Annotated in this window: 17 protein-coding genes; 11 read left to right on the top strand and 6 right to left on the bottom strand. The window is 42.8% G+C overall.

What is annotated here, in order from left to right; genetic code table 11:
* Nucleotides 1-186: 186 nt before the first annotated feature.
* The 3 genes from folD (at nt 187) to H6G14_RS07280 (ending at nt 2758) form a co-directional block, all read left to right on the top strand.
* Nucleotides 187-1086: a bifunctional methylenetetrahydrofolate dehydrogenase/methenyltetrahydrofolate cyclohydrolase FolD gene (folD, locus tag H6G14_RS07290; protein ID WP_190566418.1), complete on the top strand. Its 900-nt coding sequence runs from the start codon at nt 187-189 to the stop codon at nt 1084-1086.
* Between the two features lie 148 nt (nt 1087-1234).
* Nucleotides 1235-2164 (top strand): geranylgeranyl diphosphate synthase CrtE, encoded by a 930-nt coding sequence (gene crtE / locus H6G14_RS07285; RefSeq protein ID WP_190566417.1) that lies wholly within the window; start codon nt 1235-1237, stop codon nt 2162-2164.
* 123 nt (nt 2165-2287) lie between these two features.
* Entirely contained in the window at nt 2288-2758 is a 471-nt protein-coding gene (locus H6G14_RS07280) for a divergent PAP2 family protein (RefSeq protein ID WP_190566416.1), read from the top strand.
* A gap of 95 nt (nt 2759-2853) precedes the next feature.
* Here the strand turns inward: H6G14_RS07280 and H6G14_RS07275 are convergent, their stop codons facing one another.
* From H6G14_RS07275 to H6G14_RS07250, 6 genes are all read right to left on the bottom strand, one after another.
* The gene (locus tag H6G14_RS07275; protein ID WP_190566513.1) at nt 2854-3492 is read right to left on the bottom strand and encodes a hypothetical protein; all 639 of its coding nucleotides are present in this window, start codon (nt 3490-3492) and stop codon (nt 2854-2856) included.
* A gap of 214 nt (nt 3493-3706) precedes the next feature.
* Nucleotides 3707-4036, bottom strand: a complete 330-nt coding sequence (locus tag H6G14_RS07270; RefSeq protein ID WP_190566415.1) for an MgPME-cyclase complex family protein — start codon at nt 4034-4036, stop codon at nt 3707-3709.
* Between the two features lie 156 nt (nt 4037-4192).
* On the bottom strand, nt 4193-4912 hold the full coding sequence (locus H6G14_RS07265; RefSeq protein WP_190566414.1) for a nuclear transport factor 2 family protein: 720 nt from the start codon (nt 4910-4912) through the stop codon (nt 4193-4195).
* A 211-nt stretch (nt 4913-5123) separates the two neighbouring features.
* The gene (locus tag H6G14_RS07260; RefSeq protein ID WP_190566511.1) at nt 5124-5843 is read right to left on the bottom strand and encodes a pyridoxine 5'-phosphate synthase; all 720 of its coding nucleotides are present in this window, start codon (nt 5841-5843) and stop codon (nt 5124-5126) included.
* A 157-nt stretch (nt 5844-6000) separates the two neighbouring features.
* Nucleotides 6001-7758, bottom strand: coding sequence for a putative bifunctional diguanylate cyclase/phosphodiesterase (locus H6G14_RS07255; protein ID WP_190566413.1), 1758 nt, complete (start codon nt 7756-7758; stop codon nt 6001-6003).
* 327 nt (nt 7759-8085) lie between these two features.
* The gene (locus H6G14_RS07250) at nt 8086-8802 is read right to left on the bottom strand and encodes an isopentenyl transferase family protein (protein WP_242053368.1); all 717 of its coding nucleotides are present in this window, start codon (nt 8800-8802) and stop codon (nt 8086-8088) included.
* Nucleotides 8803-9068: 266 nt separating this feature from the next.
* Here H6G14_RS07250 and sixA point away from each other — a divergent pair, with 266 nt between their 5' ends.
* The 8 genes from sixA (at nt 9069) to H6G14_RS07210 (ending at nt 16307) form a co-directional block, all read left to right on the top strand.
* Nucleotides 9069-9563 carry a phosphohistidine phosphatase SixA gene (gene sixA / locus H6G14_RS07245; RefSeq protein ID WP_190566412.1) on the top strand — a complete coding sequence of 165 codons (495 nt, stop codon included), beginning with the start codon at nt 9069-9071 and terminating at the stop codon, nt 9561-9563.
* A 258-nt stretch (nt 9564-9821) separates the two neighbouring features.
* Nucleotides 9822-10958: a citrate synthase gene (locus H6G14_RS07240; protein WP_190566411.1), complete on the top strand. Its 1137-nt coding sequence runs from the start codon at nt 9822-9824 to the stop codon at nt 10956-10958.
* A gap of 411 nt (nt 10959-11369) precedes the next feature.
* Nucleotides 11370-12488, top strand: coding sequence for an NADH-quinone oxidoreductase subunit NuoH (nuoH, locus tag H6G14_RS07235; RefSeq protein ID WP_190566410.1), 1119 nt, complete (start codon nt 11370-11372; stop codon nt 12486-12488).
* An 88-nt stretch (nt 12489-12576) separates the two neighbouring features.
* Nucleotides 12577-13161, top strand: coding sequence for an NAD(P)H-quinone oxidoreductase subunit I (gene ndhI / locus H6G14_RS07230; RefSeq protein ID WP_011319471.1), 585 nt, complete (start codon nt 12577-12579; stop codon nt 13159-13161).
* Nucleotides 13162-13302: 141 nt separating this feature from the next.
* Nucleotides 13303-13911 (top strand): NADH-quinone oxidoreductase subunit J, encoded by a 609-nt coding sequence (locus H6G14_RS07225; protein ID WP_190566409.1) that lies wholly within the window; start codon nt 13303-13305, stop codon nt 13909-13911.
* A 37-nt stretch (nt 13912-13948) separates the two neighbouring features.
* Nucleotides 13949-14254: an NADH-quinone oxidoreductase subunit NuoK gene (nuoK, locus tag H6G14_RS07220; protein ID WP_011319473.1), complete on the top strand. Its 306-nt coding sequence runs from the start codon at nt 13949-13951 to the stop codon at nt 14252-14254.
* A 6-nt stretch (nt 14255-14260) separates the two neighbouring features.
* Entirely contained in the window at nt 14261-15181 is a 921-nt protein-coding gene (locus H6G14_RS07215) for an NAD(+) kinase (RefSeq protein ID WP_010994404.1), read from the top strand.
* A gap of 322 nt (nt 15182-15503) precedes the next feature.
* Nucleotides 15504-16307: a GNAT family N-acetyltransferase gene (locus H6G14_RS07210; RefSeq protein ID WP_190566408.1), complete on the top strand. Its 804-nt coding sequence runs from the start codon at nt 15504-15506 to the stop codon at nt 16305-16307.
* The last annotated feature ends 42 nt before the right edge of the window (nt 16308-16349 follow it).

Raw genomic sequence — 16349 nt, 5'->3', positions numbered from 1 at the left:
TTTCCCCTACACCCTTACAACCCTAAACCCCTAAACCCCTACCTCTTCCCAGTCCCTGAATATGAGAAAATAAACAGCATAGTCTAGCGGTAGAAAAGACGCTACGGCATCAGATGGCAACGCCATCCATCATAATTACTGCGGACAACTGAAATTTGCACCAAAGCGCATCTTCTGGGAATTCTCATGGAAACAAAAACTGCCAAAATTCTTGATGGTAAGACTTTAGCTGAGAAAATTCAAAAAGAACTGACTGCCCAAATTATAGAAGTACAAGCCAAAATCGGTCGTCCTCCTGGGTTAGCAGTATTGATGGTTGGTGATAACCCAGCCTCAGCAGCCTATGTACGGAACAAGGAAAAATCCTGTGCCAAAGTGGGTATTGCTTCTTTTGGCAAGCATTTTCCCCAAGAAACTAGCCAAAAAGAGTTAGAGGATGTGATTGCTGCACTCAACCAAGATGAACAGGTAGATGGCATTCTTGTACAATTACCCTTACCTGAGCATCTAGATGCAGTGCAACTGCTGCATCAAATAGAACCGGATAAAGATGCTGATGGACTCCACCCAGTGAATTTAGGGCGGTTGGTGCGTGGGGAAAAAGGTTTACGCAGTTGTACCCCAGCTGGAGTCATGCGGCTATTGGCGGAATATGAAATTTCTTTGCGAGGAAAGCAAGCTGTGGTGGTGGGACGGAGTATTTTGGTAGGAAAGCCAATGGCTTTGATGCTCCTAGAAGCTGATGCCACCGTGACTATTGCCCACTCGCGATCGCAAGACCTCAAATCGATTACCCAAAATGCCGACATTCTCGTTGCTGCTGCTGGTTTGCCAGGATTAATTACTGCTGACATGGTGAAACCAGGCGCTGTTGTGGTAGATGTGGGGATAAATCGCGTCACCGATGCTAATGGCAAAAGTCGCTTAGTAGGCGATATTAATTTTGCATCAATTGCTGATGTGGCAGAATATATCACCCCGGTTCCGGGTGGTATTGGCCCTATGACTGTGGCTTTGTTATTACAAAATACAGTCACTAGCTATTTACAAACAGCAAAAGAAAGCGGAGCCTTGGATGTTAAATGAAAAATTACGAATCGTAACATAAATCATCATTTATCATCCATCTTTGATGATTACTCAAGTATGAGTTAATCTTTCAGCTCCAGAGCATCTTAAAATTGTGACGTGTATGATAAACAGCCAAAAGTAAAAAATTTAAGGAAATCTAAGAATGGTAGCAGCTGATAACCTCCAGAAGATGTCAGAGGAAGCCAAATTTAACCTAGTAGCTTATCTTAAAGAGCGGCAAAAACTTTGTGAAGCTGCTTTGGATGCAGCCATACCTGTCATTTATCCAGAAAAAATTTATGAATCAATGCGCTACTCCCTATTAGCTGGAGGTAAGCGCCTGCGTCCCATTCTCTGTCTGGCTACCTCGGAAATGATGGGTGGGACAATCGAAATAGCTATGCCAACAGCTTGCGCTGTGGAAATGATCCACACCATGTCTTTGATTCACGACGACTTGCCAGCAATGGATAACGACGATTACCGCCGTGGTATGCTGACAAATCACAAGGTATATGGTGATGATATTGCGATTTTGGCGGGAGATGGCTTATTAGCCTACGCTTTTGAGTTTGTCGCTATCCGCACTCCTGAAAGTGTGCCTAGAGACCGAGTATTGCAAGTAGTAGCCCGTTTAGGACGAGCATTGGGAGCTGCTGGCTTGGTTGGGGGTCAAGTAGTTGACTTAGAATCAGAAGGGAAATCAGATATTTCCTTAGAAACACTCAATTTTATTCATAATCACAAAACAGCAGCGCTTCTAGAAGCTTGTGTGGTCTGCGGTGGCATTTTAGCTGGGGCATCATCAGAAGATGTACAAAGACTCTCACGGTATTCTCAAAATATTGGGCTAGCATTTCAAATCATCGATGATATTCTGGATATCACTTCTACTCAAGAGCAATTAGGCAAGACTGCGGGTAAAGACCTTTTAGCGAAGAAAGTCACCTATCCTAGCCTGTGGGGAATTGAACAATCACGGCTCAAAGCCCAACAGCTAATTGAAGCAGCTTGTGCAGAACTAGAACCATTTGGAGAAGATGCACAGCCCCTGAAAGCGATCGCTCACTTCATCACTAGCCGCAATCACTAAACAAACATCTAGTTGTTGTGTTGACTCCCAAGTATATACAGACGGAAGACAGTAAAAATAATTACCACTGACAACCGACAACTAACAACTACTGCTAATATTGACCAATCAAACCAAAACACCATGCAGGACATAGGCGAAATTTTAGACAACCGGGTGCTGCTGGTTGCTCTGGTAGCTTGTTTTGTCGCTCAAGCTTTAAAGCTATTTGTTGAGCTAATTAAAAATCGTAAATTGAATGTGCGCGTTTTGGTAACCACCGGTGGTATGCCAAGCGCCCACTCAGCCTTGGTAACATCTCTAGCCGCAGGTGTCGGACAAACTCTTGGCTGGGCATCACCAGACTTTGCTTTGGCTACTGTTTTCGCCATCATTGTTATGTACGATGCAGCAGGAGTACGCCAAGCTGCGGGTAAGCAAGCCCGTATTCTCAATCAAATGATTGATGAGTTATTTCATGAAAAGCCAGACTTTAGCCAAGACAGGCTAAAAGAATTGTTAGGACACACACCCGTGCAAGTAATAGCAGGTTCAGCTTTGGGTGTAACCATTTCCTGGCTAGCTAGGGCTTTATTTATAGTTAATAGTCAATAGTTAATAGTCAACAGTCAACAGTCAACAGTCAATAGTCAATAGTCAACAGTCAACAGTCATCATTCAACAGTCAACAGTCAACATTGAAACGACCATCACCTCACAACCGATCGCAGTAATACTACATTACGACTATCTACCAACACAGCGAAGAAACCACGCTCATTGAGCCTTTGCAATGTGTTGTAGGCTTCTTGTTGGTTAGTAGTATGAACTGCCAATAGGAAAGGGCGTTGTCCATAGGAAGCCAAACCTACATTACCCCCTACAGCTTGTTGTACATTACTGACTAATTCTGGACGGTTGAAATAGTCCACCAATACTGCATATCCTTGACCTAAAGCTTGGGGATTATAAGTAACCCTGGGAGGTGTCGGCTGTTGAGGAGTTGGTGCTTCTCCTGGTCGTGTAGTGATGATGGCAGATAAACCAACTATGGTGTTGATATATCTAGCCCAACGGTTAGCATCGTCGATTCTTTTAAACCCGCCTATCCGCGTTACCGTATCATTCAGATATTGGCAGGTAGTAGTTTTAATTTCGTTCGGTAAAGCATTCCGTAACTGTGTGCGATTTTCCACCGTCGGACTGACTACCAATAACAGATACTCGCCAGCACTAGGGGGTTGGCATACAGGAATAGATTGGGCGTTTGCAGAAGTTATGCTACCCATCAATCCCGCACCAGCGATCGCCAATCCTAATACACTAGGTAAAGTTGCAAATTTCTGCACAGAATTACGAATATATAAATAAATCAATTCTTTAAAAGATTTTATGTAGTTATTAGTCAATAGTCCATAGTCAAAAGTCCATATTTCAAAACTGTTGATCCTTAAGAGTACTCTACGAGAACCCCTTTTCCTGGGGAGAAGCTACCGCAAACAGGAAACCAAGACAACAGAATCGCACTATCTCACTTTTGACTGTTGACTTTTGACTAAATAACTAAGATGCTGTGGTTAAAGATGCCAAAGGATTAGGAATTGTTTCCGAAGGAGCCGAAAACTCACCTGTAACGACATACTCTAACCGCAGTTTCAGCCAGGTAATAAATTGGGAATTAGTAGAGATAATAGCTGCTGCTGGCTGAGGACACTTTGCTTTAATATCTGCGAATTCTGGCGCTTCTAAAAATGCTGGCTGGGGAACTAACCAAAAATCAATTTCTTTTTCTTGTTCGTGGTAATGGCGAGTGCGTTCTTTCAGCACTTCCTCTATAGGTTCCTCTTGCAACAAAAATCGGCGGCTAGCCAAAACGTAATAATATGTTTGCATTTTCATCCTCTGGTTACTAATAATTTTAGGTTACCGTATTGGGGGTATGGGGGTGTAGGGGTGTGGGAGTATAGGGGTTTAGGGGTATGGGGGTTTAAACGTAAATCCTTCTTGTCCTTACACCCTCACACCCTTACACCCTTACACCCTCACACCCTAACTCTTGGGAGATTTTTTAAACCAAGAACTAAAAGGACAACCTTTTCCTTCAGGTTTGCTATTTGCTTGTTTACCACCTGCTGTTAACTTATCTAAGAACAACGTGTTGTCGAAATAGTGTTCCAAAGAAATAATTTTTAAGTCATCTGTGACACGAGCAACGCTCAAGCCGATGATCTCTACTGTCTCTCCAGTTGGTGCATAATCTTTGTAAGCACCTTGAAAATGTCCCCAGTGTCGCCATTTGAATGTTACGATTGGTGGCCCTGAGTAGACTTCCAGTACTTCCCAAGGAAAACCTTGAGGAAACGTTGTATGGAAGAGTTTAGCAGATGATTCAAAGCTTTCCTGTGATGCTTTGTAATGTTCAGAATCCGCCATAAATAGATTGTAAGTACCTTGGGCAGATACATCTTCTGCTGTGAATTCTGCTCCCCCGTTAGTACTGACGCGAAACTGGTCGTTGACAACCGATAACCATTGCTGTGGATCAGTTTTAAAAGATACCTCCATCTCAAAGGTTCTGACTAAGTTCTGTACAATAGCCTCCAGTGTACCCTCTAGATGATTGCGTGTACTCTCATTGGCAAGATTCTCTTTAGAGCGAGAATAGTCTGGAGGAGTCTGATACCGCCACTGAACATCAGTGCTTTCAGCAATTACCAGGTCTCTGTCCTGCACCCAAAGTGGAAGGTCATTAGATTGTGTTGCGCTCATAGAAGTCTCTCAAATTACCACAGATTTTCCAGATTACGCAGCGACCCCCTCCAGAGCCTAAAAATTAAAGATTAGGCATAAGAGGCTAAATTATTGATCTCTTCCCCAGTCCGTACTCCTCACAAATGTAGGTTTTTTACAAAAAAGTGAGTCATGACTCTCAGACTACCAAAAGAATCATCATTTCACTAACCCCTATACCTCTATACCCCTACACCCCTCTTATTGCCTGTTTCATTTCCCGAACAGCTCTTTCTATTCCCACTAAAGCCGCTCGGCTGATAATGGTGTGACCAATATTGAGTTCTTCCATCCCTGGAAGTGCAGCCACGGGGTAAACGTTCCAGTAGGTGAGTCCATGACCAGCGTTGACTCGTAGTCCGGCTTTAATCGCTTGTTCACACCCTGCGGCTAAAAATGCTAGCTCTTGCTGACGACTAGTCTCATCGATCGCCTCAGCATACCTGCCAGTGTGTAGTTCAATAAACTTTGCTTGTACCTTGACAGATGCTTCTATTTGTGACGGTTCAGCATCAATAAACAAGCTCACAGGAATGGCAGCATTCTGCAATTTACTTACGACTTCACCTATTCTAGCAATTTGCCCAACAATATCTAGACCACCCTCTGTGGTGACTTCTTCCCGTTTTTCGGGAACCAATGTCACATAATCGGGTTTAATGTCAAGGGCTATTCCCACCATTTCGTCTGTAGCAGCCATTTCTAAATTCAGGTGAGTACGCACAGTTTGGCGCAACAGTTGTACATCCCGGTCTTGGATATGCCTACGGTCTTCCCGTAGATGTACTGTGATGCCATCAGCACCACCTAATTCTGCCAGCACCGCCGCCGCCACAGGGTCTGGCTCCACCGTCCGCCGCGCTTGGCGAATGGTAGCGATATGGTCAATGTTTACCCCAAGAGTAGCCAAGGCGAATATCTCCCTCTCTACAGTCATCAGAGTATTGATCTTACCTGAGATTGTCTATAAATCGTATAATTTGCATCAGTGCTAACGGCAGAAGCTTATTATCCAAAACAGTACTCATTAGCATAATGGCTTTAGAGCGATCGCCTAAAAATCATGTCTACCATTGGGGATTGCTCATAATTAACGCCTTTGCCGAATCGCTATCCAATGGTTCCGAGAAAAAGTATCCCTGACCATATTCACATTTCAACTCTCTCAGCCTTTGTAGTTGCGCTGGTGTTTCCACCCCCTCGGCTGTTACATCCACACCCAGTTTGTTAGAGAGGGTAACTATAGTCTCCACAATGTGTAAATTGCCTGCTTCTACACCTCTCCCACTGACAAAAGACTGATCAATCTTTAATCCATTAATCGGAAAATTATGGAGACGACCTAATGAGGAATATCCTGTACCGAAATCATCAATTGCCAATTCAATGCCTAAATTTCTCAATTGATTGAGCATAGTAGTGGCATTTTCCCCATTTTCCATAATTACACTTTCTGTAATTTCCAATTTCAAACTCTGTGCATCTAAACCAGTGTCTTGTAGTACCTGATTAATCTCCTCCAGCAGCTTTTTTTGGCTGAATCGGGAACTACAAAGATTAATACTGATGCTCAAAGGCTGCTTATGTAAATTTGCTGATTGGGAGGGAATCTGTTCCTGCCACTGCCTTGTCTGACGACACGCCTCACGCAATACCCAGGCATCAATCGGGATAATCAACCCGGTTTCTTGGGCGATTGGCATAAACTCCTCCGGAAACATAATTCCCTGTTCTGGATGTAACCAACGTACAAGGGCTTCAAAACCAGTAATTCTTCCGGTTGTGAGTGACACAATAGGCTGATAGTAAACTAGGAACTCATGACGTTCAATTGCTTTACGTAAGTCGTTTTCTCGCTGCAAACGTTCCACTATCTGAACGTGCATATCACTATTAAATATTTCGTAACACGCTTTACCACGCGCTTTAGCTCGGTACATTGCGATATCGGCGTTACGTAAAAGGTCTTCTGGTTGCTTGTAACCTGTGGCGCTCAAGCTAATACCGATACTAGCTGTGGTAAAAATTTCATGGCCACTTAGAACCACCGGAACTAACAATTTCTCCTGTATTCGCTCAACCACACGCACGGTGTCACTAATGTCTTGAATGCCTTCCAGCAGAATGATGAATTCATCTCCACCGAAACGTGCAGCTATATCTGTAGGTCGCAGACACTCTATTAGCCTTTGAGCAATAATCACCAGTAATTGGTCGCCAATTGTGTGTCCCAGGCTGTCGTTGATAAACTTGAAGCGATCCAAGTCGAGAAACAGTACAGCAAACAGATGATCCGAATATCGTTTTGCATACTCAACTGCACGTCTTAAGCGGTCTATGAATAAGACTCTATTTGGCAACCCTGTTAGTACATCATGTAGGGCATCATGAACTAATCGCTCTTCTGCTAACTTGCGATCAGTAATATCACGAGAATTAATCACTATGCCCTTCACAGATGGCTCCGCCAAAAGATTACTACCAGTCGATTCGAGAAAACACCACGAACCATCTTTGCGTCGAAAACGCGACTCTACTAGTACAGTCGCGCCTAAATTTTGTATTAAGTAACTAAAGCTTTCCGAACTACCAGCAATATCATCGGGATGAATAAACTCAAAAGCGTTTTTACCGACTAGTTCTTCTGGTTTATATCCTAGAATTCTTTCAACAGATGGACTTTCGTAGCGAATCGTTCCATCTGGTTCAAAAATACCAATGATGTCAGAGCTATTTTGAATCAGCGAACGGAATTTAGCTTCACTTTCACGCAGTGCCGCTTCAGCTTGATTGCCGTCAGTAATATCTTCACTGATGCCTGTCATGCAGATGACGCTCCGTGTTGCCTCCCCATATCCAATATAAGGTCACTCAAAACTTTCGTCTTTGTAATGAAATGATAACAACAGTCTGCCAAACTCTAGGACAAAGAATAGCACAGGCAGTGAAAATGTGAGGAAGTAAGAGTATCAATATTGAAAACTCTTACTCCTTGATACCCCTGAAAGGCTGACTGAAATTCCTAATTCTGATTTTTGATTTTTACAATTTGGGTCTGATTGATTTTGACTGGCAACCGATAAAAATTTTGTTATCTTATTTATTTTCTGTGGGCGAATAGAAGCATTAGAACCATTTAAAAGGTTACGGCGCTAGCAAACAAGGATTTTTTGTTTATATTCGACTACAAGCTGATCAAAAACTTTACGTTGGTCTTGTGAGTACTGTATGTAAGCTAAAAACATCTCTTGTATTAGATTAATGTAAAAAGAATTATCTTGAAAACTTTTCCACATTTTATCTGGCGAGAGATCATATTTTTGGCACCAGTATATCAATACATCATAGCCAACCACTGTTTGTACAAATGCCAATTTGTGAGGATCTTGCCATACCCTGGACAGTTCTTCTATAAGTGATGGTCGTCGGGGATTCGATATCAGTGCATTCTGCATACGCCTCCACAATCGACTTTGATAAAGTTCCTCGTTCTCGACTGTTATGTATTCAATAGTGGTTTGATAATTTTCTAAAATCCCGCTCTTCCATAAAGCTGTGCAGAGTGATATCGATCCTCCCTCAAGAATCAGCAATTTATGTTGTGATGAGAGCCGGTCGATGTGCTGCAAAGCCAACGATAACGACTCAAGTGCATTCAGATTACCGTCTGCTAGCTGACGTTCTTCAAGATATATCCGAGTCGTTCCCTCAAGTTCGTCAATCAGTGGCCTGCCGCTACCAGTTGCTAGTTCCTGATAAATCTGGATGCGATCTAGTACAATCACTGGAGCTTTGGTTTGTTTGGCTAAAACAACGGAGCGATCTGTCTTACCTACGCTAGTTGGGCCAAGAATTATATGTAACTGCATGAGGGTTTATACTTAACTCTGTGAAGTTTTGTGCCATGAGCTTAAGGGAAGAAACTGGCAATGAACATGACATATTTACGGTAATTTCGTTCTGCATATCAGAAAATCCAGTATTAATACTGAAATAAAAATTAAATTTTAAATGATACATGATAGAGACTAGTAAAGTCACAGGTGTTGTAATTACGTATGCCAGAGTAAAATATAATTATTAGTATTTCTTAGGTACTACAAGATATGGATGGCGATGAATCACGCCTAAAAATATGGAACTTTACCTAATTCGTCATGGCATTGCGGAAGAACAAAAAACAGGTATAAAAGATGAGGAGCGAGAGCTTACCAAGGAAGGAAAACAAAAAACTGAGAAAGTTGCTCACCGTCTCTTAGAATTGGGACGGCAATTTGACTTAATTGTCACTAGCCCGTTAATGCGCGCTCGCCAAACAGCAGAAATTTTCTTAGCGTGTGGACTCAGTTGTCAGCTAGAAGCATCCAATCATCTTGCACCCAATGGCAATATCTTTAATTGGCTGGATTATTGGTTAAAACCCAAAAATTTTCCTGAAAATGCCCAAATTGCGATCGTGGGACATGAGCCTTGTTTAAGTAACTGGGCAGAAATTCTCCTATGGGGGGAAGCCAAAGACAGCTTAGTCCTGAAAAAAGCAGGTATGATCGGATTAAAACTACCAGAAATAGGTTCACCTGTGGGTCGTAGTCAGATGTTCTGGTTGACACCACCCAGGTACTTGCTATAACTGTTCTCCAACTTTTCCCCTAAGTAGGACTGACGCATGAAAACGAAAAATCGAGGGTTTTGGAGGGTTTGGGGTGTAGAAGTGCAGGATTTACAACCCTCATACTCCTGCACTCTTAATCCCTTGTACCCCCTAAGACGGAGAGTCTCCTTGCGTTAGTTCGGCCAAGAATTGTTGTGAGTTAGGCTAGTGTTATGGCGGCAATAATTTCTGGTAAGTTAGCTTGATCAGATATTTCACTAAGCAAATGGTGTTGCCATGATGGTGTGCGAATATAAGCCTGGTTTAGAAGGCATTCCCGCAGCCCAATCGAGTATCAGTTATGTAGATGGGCAAAAGGGAATACTAGAATATCGTGGCATCCGGATTGAGGATTTAGCCCAGCAAAGTACTTTTCTGGAGACTGCTTATCTTTTAATCTGGGGTGAATTGCCAACAAAAGAAGAATTGCAAGTATTTGAGGAGGAAGTCCGTCTTCATCGGCGGATTAAATACCGGATTCGGGATATGATGAAGTGCTTCCCCGAATCTGGTCATCCAATGGATGCACTCCAAGCCTCTGCTGCGGCTTTAGGCTTGTTTTACTCCCGTCGAGATTTGCACAATCCTGTCTATATTCGGGATGCTGTAGTGCGCTTAATAGCTACTATCCCGACGATGGTAGCTGCATTCCAGTTGATGCGGAAAGGCAACGACCCGGTTAAACCCCGCGATGATTTAGATTATTCCGCCAATTTTCTCTACATGCTCAACGAGAAAGAACCGGATGCTTTGGCGGCAAAAATCTTTGATATCTGCTTGATTCTCCATGTCGAGCATACGATGAATGCTTCTACCTTCAGTGCTAGGGTAACAGCTTCCACCTTGACTGACCCCTATGCGGTGGTTGCTAGCGCTGTGGGAACCTTGGGAGGGCCTTTACACGGTGGAGCCAATGAAGAAGTAATTCAGATGTTGGAAGAAATTGGTTCCGTGGAGAATGTTCGTTCTTATGTCGAGGAGAGGCTGCAACGGAAAGACAAGCTCATGGGCTTTGGACATCGTGTCTATAAGGTGAAAGACCCACGGGCGACAATTTTGCAACATCTGGCAGAGCAGTTGTTTGCTAAGTTCGGTGCAGATAAGTACTACGACATCGCTCAAGAAATGGAACGGGTAGTGGAAGAGAAGCTTGGTCATAAAGGGATTTATCCCAATGTTGACTTTTACTCTGGTTTGGTGTATAGGAAGATGGGTATTCCTACAGACTTGTTTACACCAATATTTGCGATCGCTCGTGTGGCTGGTTGGTTAGCCCACTGGAAAGAACAACTCGAAGAAAACCGTATCTTCCGTCCCACCCAAGTTTATAACGGCAAACACAGTGTTACTTACACCCCCATTGACCAACGTTAAAAGCTGGGGAATCAGTAAATCAATAGCCAGCTGATAACCGTTACCAAAATGGAAGCGGTGTTTTTCTGATGCTTCTGTGAAGTACGGGGAATCGGGGGTAAAAATTAAGATTTAGAGGCAGCAGGGGAGCAGAGGAGGAAAGTTCAACAATAATCCCCCTCCATCTTTTCTGCCTCTGTTCTCCTCGTGCTTCCTCATGCCCCATAGCCCCACTCAATCCTACCTATAAGTAGAAGTTCTCATATAGTTACAAAAGCCTAAAACCATCCGGCGATATACTAGGCATGGGAAATGGCAACAAATCTTCAATCAGGTGTCATCTCAGCAGAGATATTAATGGGTGTAGTTGCAGGTATTAGTTTAACTAATGTTTGAGCTTCACCATGACTTGATGACTTAAAGAGCGAAAACATGAATTCAGGAATTGACCTCCAAGGAACGTTTATTAAATCCCTAATGGATTTAGGAATCCCACCAGGAACGGCTAAAGCGATTTGGATGCCTCTGCCCATGATCCTGATGCTGATTGGGGCGACGGTGGGCGTGCTGGTTTGTGTTTGGCTAGAACGGAAGATTTCGGCAGCCGCACAACAACGGATTGGCCCTGAATACATCGGGCCTTTGGGCTTGCTGGCTCCGGTAGCAGATGGTCTGAAGCTGGTATTTAAAGAAGATATTGTACCGGCTCAAGCTGACCCTTGGCTATTTACCCTCGGCCCGATTCTTGTAGTCTTGCCAGTATTTTTGTCTTATTTGATTGTTCCTTTTGGACAGAATATTGTCATTACTAATATAGGCACAGGGATATTCTTGTGGATTGCTTTATCTAGCATCCAACCAATTGGCTTGTTAATGGCTGGCTACTCTTCCAATAACAAGTATTCCCTACTAGGGGGTTTGCGAGCAGCAGCGCAATCAATTAGTTATGAAATTCCCTTGGCGCTGAGTGTGTTAGCGATCGTCATGATGTCTAACAGCCTCAGTACTGTAGATATTGTGAACCAACAATCTGGCTACGGTATTCTGGGCTGGAACATTTGGCGGCAACCCCTTGGTTTTATCATCTTTTGGATAGCCGCTCTTGCAGAATGCGAACGTTTGCCCTTCGACTTACCCGAAGCGGAAGAAGAACTAGTTGCAGGCTATCAAACTGAATACTCAGGGATGAAATTTGCGCTGTTCTACCTCAGTTCCTACGTTAACTTAGTCCTGTCGGCTCTTTTGGTAGCAGTATTGTACTTGGGTGGTTGGGATTTTCCCATTCCCATCAATGTCTTAGCTAATTTGGTGGGAGTCAGCGAAGCAAATCCTGTATTACAGGTGGTCAGCGCTGCCTTAGGTATCACCATGACCTTAGTCAAGGCTTACTTTTTAGTATTTATTGCCATCCTCTTGCGTTGGACAGTACCAAGGGTAAGGATTGACCAGTTGTTAGATTTAGGATGGAAGTTTTTGTTACCGGTTGGTTTAGTGAACCTACTTTTAACAGCAGCCCTGAAACTGGCTTTTCCCGTCGCCTTCGGCGGGTAATCGGTAATCGGTAATCGGTAATGGAAAAATCATTACCAATTACCAATTACCTGTTACCAATTACCTCAAAAGAGTAGAGAGACACAAAATGCTAAAGTTCCTCAAGCAAGTTGGTGATTACGCCAAAGAAGCAGTACAAGCCGGTCGTTACATTGGTCAAGGACTATCTGTGACTTTCGACCATATGCGCCGCCGTCCTGTCACCGTACAGTACCCCTACGAGAAACTCATTCCTGGTGAACGGTTTCGTGGTCGGATTCACTACGAATTTGATAAGTGTATCGCTTGTGAAGTCTGTGTGCGGGTTTGTCCTATCAACTTGCCTGTAGTTGATTGGGAATTCGACAAAGCTACCAAGAAGAAAAAGCTCAACCACTATAGTATCGATTTTGGGGTCTGTATTTTCTGCGGTAACTGTGTTGAGTACTGCCCGACAAACTGTCTATCAATGACAGAAGAGTACGAATTGGCAACTTACGATCGCCACGAACTCAACTATGATAGTGTGGCTTTAGGTCGTCTCCCCTACAAAGTTACCGACGACCCAATGGTGACACCACTCCGGGAACTAGTTTACCTACCTAAAGGTGTACTTGACCCCCACGACCTACCCGCCAATGCACCCCGCGCTGGCGCACGTCCAGAAGACTTGGTAGAAAAAACAGAAGCATGATAGTAGTCAATAGTCAGTAGTCAGTAGCAAAAAACATAGAATAGCAACTGACAACTGACCCTCCGGGTTCGCCAGTTACTCATGGGGGAAACCCCCAAGACCGTACTGGCTCACAACTAACAACTGACAGAGGAAAAAAAAGTGAATCTAGCGGAAGGAGTACAGGTAGTTTCCTTTGGCATACTAGCTACGATGTTGATTGGAACCGCCCTTGGTGTGGTTCTAGCAACCAGCATCGTCTATTCTGCCTTTTTGCTGGGAGGTGTATTCATCAGTATTGCCGGAATGTACCTGTTGCTAAACGGTGATTTTGTCGCGGCCGCCCAAGTGCTGGTTTATGTTGGGGCGGTAAACGTGTTGATTTTGTTCGCTATCATGTTGGTGAACAAGCGGCAGGATTTTACACCTTATCCTAGCGCTGGGATACGGAAAATTTTGACGGCGATCGTTAGTGTCGGATTATTTGCGTTGTTAAGTACGATGGTGTTAGCTACACCTTGGGCTTATTCAACCACTTCAAAGGCTGGAGATAGTTCAATCGTTTTAATTGGGGAGCATTTCTTTAGCGACTTTTTGCTGCCTTTTGAACTTGCTTCTGTTTTGTTGTTAATGGCGATGGTAGGAGCAATTATTTTGGCACGTCGTGAGTACTTGCCTGAAGTAACACCATCTGACTTACCTCAAACCGTGTTGACATTACCAGAACGCCCCAGAGAATTAGTAGGTGCTGGTAGCGAAACTCAAGAGTAACAACAAGCCAGATTTTTCACAAGGAAGACAAAGATTCATGCAACTTCAGTACTTTTTATTACTTGCAGCAGCTTTATTTTGCATTGGTATCTATGGTTTGATTACCAGCCGTAACGCTGTACGTGTGTTGATGTCTATTGAATTATTGCTGAATGCTGTTAATCTGAATTTAATGGCATTTTCCAACTATCTTGACTCAACATTAATTAAGGGTCAGGTTTTCACAGTGTTTGTGATTACCGTGGCAGCTGCTGAAGCGGCGGTTGGTTTAGCGATCGTGCTGGCCATTTATCGCAACCGCGATACCGTCGATATGGAGCAGTTTAATCTCCTGAAATGGTAATTGCGTGTGCAACTCAAGCAGGTAATCATTGCTTATAAGGCGCGAGATTCCCAAAGCAAACGTTGGGCAGAACTCTGCGCCAAGCAGCTAGAAAATCGCAATTGTCAGGTCTTAATGGGACCTAGTGGGCCAAAAGATAACCCTTATCCGGTGTTTTTGGCTTCAGCTAGTCAACCAATCGACCTGGCAATTGTATTAGGTGGTGATGGCACAGTCTTAACTAGTGCCAGACATTTAGCCCCAGCTGGTATCCCCATTCTCGGTGTCAATGTGGGGGGTCATCTGGGCTTTTTAACTGAGTCAGTTGATGAATTTCAAGACACAGAGAAAGTTTGGGATCGTCTATTCGAAGACCGCTACGCTATTCAACGGCGGATGATGTTGCAAGCGGCTGTTTATGAAGGACACCGAACAAATCTGGAACCTGTAACAGAACGATATCTTGGGTTAAATGAATTTTGCGTCAAACCAGCCTCAGCCGATCGCATGATTACCTCTATCCTAGAAATGGAAATTGATGGTGAGGTAGTAGATCAATATGTAGGCGATGGATTGATTATTTCCACACCCACAGGTTCAACTGGTTACACTGTTTCTGCTAGTGGCCCCATTATGCACGACGGTATGGAGGCGATTACCATCACTCCTATTTGTCCCATGAGTCTTTCTAGTCGTCCTCTCATACTTCCCGCAGGTTCTGTTGTCAGTATTTGGCCTTTGGGAGACTATGATTTAAGTACCAAATTGTGGATGGATGGGGTTTTAGCTACTTCGATTTGGCCTGCACATCGCGTTGATATCCGCATGGCTGATTGTCGGGCAAAATTTATTGTATTACGGGAAAATAATTCCTACTATCAAACGTTGCGAGAGAAATTACTGTGGGCTGGTACTAGGGTTCGCTACACTAGTACTCAACACAATTGAGTAATTTATTTTGTAATTTTTAATTCGTAATTCGTAATTAATCATGAGATTACGAGTTACGAATTTTACTGAATATGAGTAGATGTTGAGCCAACAGTTATCTAAACTTGATATTCAGAAAATTCTGTATCCTAGTGCCAGATTTTGATGATCAGTTAGGTGCATAATAAAACGATATTACAACTTTTTACTTTTTGGATCAGGTTGTTTTCAAAAACTGCATGAGTATCGCTTTGACACGCTAACACATAAAATGCTCTGTTTGTGTAGCAAGTAAATCCCAAAAGCTAGTATATCTTCACATCTTTAAGTTGGAAGACAGATGGAAATTTCATATCACCACATCAACTACCCACTTCGTCCTCCTACTATTATCAAAGATTTCCCTATCTTAGAAACTGATAAATATATTCTTAAACTTGCTGCGACTGAAGAAGAATTAGCATCTATTTTTCGCTTAAGGTTTGAAGTTTTTAATGTGGAATTAGGTTTAGGATTGGCTGATTCTAACTTGACTAAAATGGATCAAGATGAATTTGATGAAGTTTGCCATCATTTGATGCTAATTTCTAAGCTTACGGGAAAAACTATAGGTACTTATAGAATGCAAACCTATAAAATGGCTTCTCAAGGATTGGGATTTGATGCTGCTGATATATTTGAACTGAAAACTATACCTGAATCTGTGTTAAAGGTTTCTGTAGAGGTGGGACGTGCTTGTATTGCTAAAGAATACCGCAGCTTTCAATCTCTTTTACTGCTATGGAAAGGGTTGGCTGACTATCTTATTTTAAATTGTAGCAAATATTTTTTTGGATGTGCTTCATTACTAACACAACGTCCTTGGGAAGCTGCTTGTGCTTATCATTATTTTGAACGACATAATTTCATACATAAGGATATTTTGGTATTTCCTCACTCACAATTTTATCTAGATGTTTCCCACAAGTCTAATGATGTTTGTCATGTAGATATTCCTAATATTTTGCAAGCTTATTTAAATGTCGGAGCTAAAATTTGTAGCTTACCTGCAATAGATCGCAAATTTAAAACTATTGATTTTTTGACTATAGCTAATATTAAAGAATTTACAAGGTGGAATCATACCAATAGTTTAGATAAATAGGTTCAAAAAAATACAAAATTCACCTTTTAAAATAGCTTGTTT

This window comes from Nostoc parmelioides FACHB-3921, from assembly GCF_014696625.1.
GTDB lineage: Bacteria > Cyanobacteriota > Cyanobacteriia > Cyanobacteriales > Nostocaceae > Trichormus > Trichormus parmelioides.
This window is presented reverse-complemented; position numbering and strand designations above follow the sequence as displayed.

Bases quoted from the DNA above. Each gene is read 5' to 3' on its own strand.
- folD (WP_190566418.1), top strand. From the start codon at position 187: ATGGAAACAAAAACTGCCAAAATTCTTGATGGTAAGACTTTAGCTGAG.
- crtE (WP_190566417.1), top strand. From the start codon at position 1,235: ATGGTAGCAGCTGATAACCTCCAGAAGATGTCAGAGGAAGCCAAATTT.
- H6G14_RS07280 (WP_190566416.1), top strand. From the start codon at position 2,288: ATGCAGGACATAGGCGAAATTTTAGACAACCGGGTGCTGCTGGTTGCT.
- H6G14_RS07270 (WP_190566415.1), bottom strand. From the start codon at position 4,036: ATGCAAACATATTATTACGTTTTGGCTAGCCGCCGATTTTTGTTGCAA.
- H6G14_RS07265 (WP_190566414.1), bottom strand. From the start codon at position 4,912: ATGAGCGCAACACAATCTAATGACCTTCCACTTTGGGTGCAGGACAGA.
- H6G14_RS07255 (WP_190566413.1), bottom strand. From the start codon at position 7,758: ATGACAGGCATCAGTGAAGATATTACTGACGGCAATCAAGCTGAAGCG.
- H6G14_RS07250 (WP_242053368.1), bottom strand. From the start codon at position 8,802: ATGCAGTTACATATAATTCTTGGCCCAACTAGCGTAGGTAAGACAGAT.
- sixA (WP_190566412.1), top strand. From the start codon at position 9,069: ATGGAACTTTACCTAATTCGTCATGGCATTGCGGAAGAACAAAAAACA.
- H6G14_RS07240 (WP_190566411.1), top strand. From the start codon at position 9,822: ATGATGGTGTGCGAATATAAGCCTGGTTTAGAAGGCATTCCCGCAGCC.
- nuoH (WP_190566410.1), top strand. From the start codon at position 11,370: ATGAATTCAGGAATTGACCTCCAAGGAACGTTTATTAAATCCCTAATG.
- ndhI (WP_011319471.1), top strand. From the start codon at position 12,577: ATGCTAAAGTTCCTCAAGCAAGTTGGTGATTACGCCAAAGAAGCAGTA.
- nuoK (WP_011319473.1), top strand. From the start codon at position 13,949: ATGCAACTTCAGTACTTTTTATTACTTGCAGCAGCTTTATTTTGCATT.
- H6G14_RS07210 (WP_190566408.1), top strand. From the start codon at position 15,504: ATGGAAATTTCATATCACCACATCAACTACCCACTTCGTCCTCCTACT.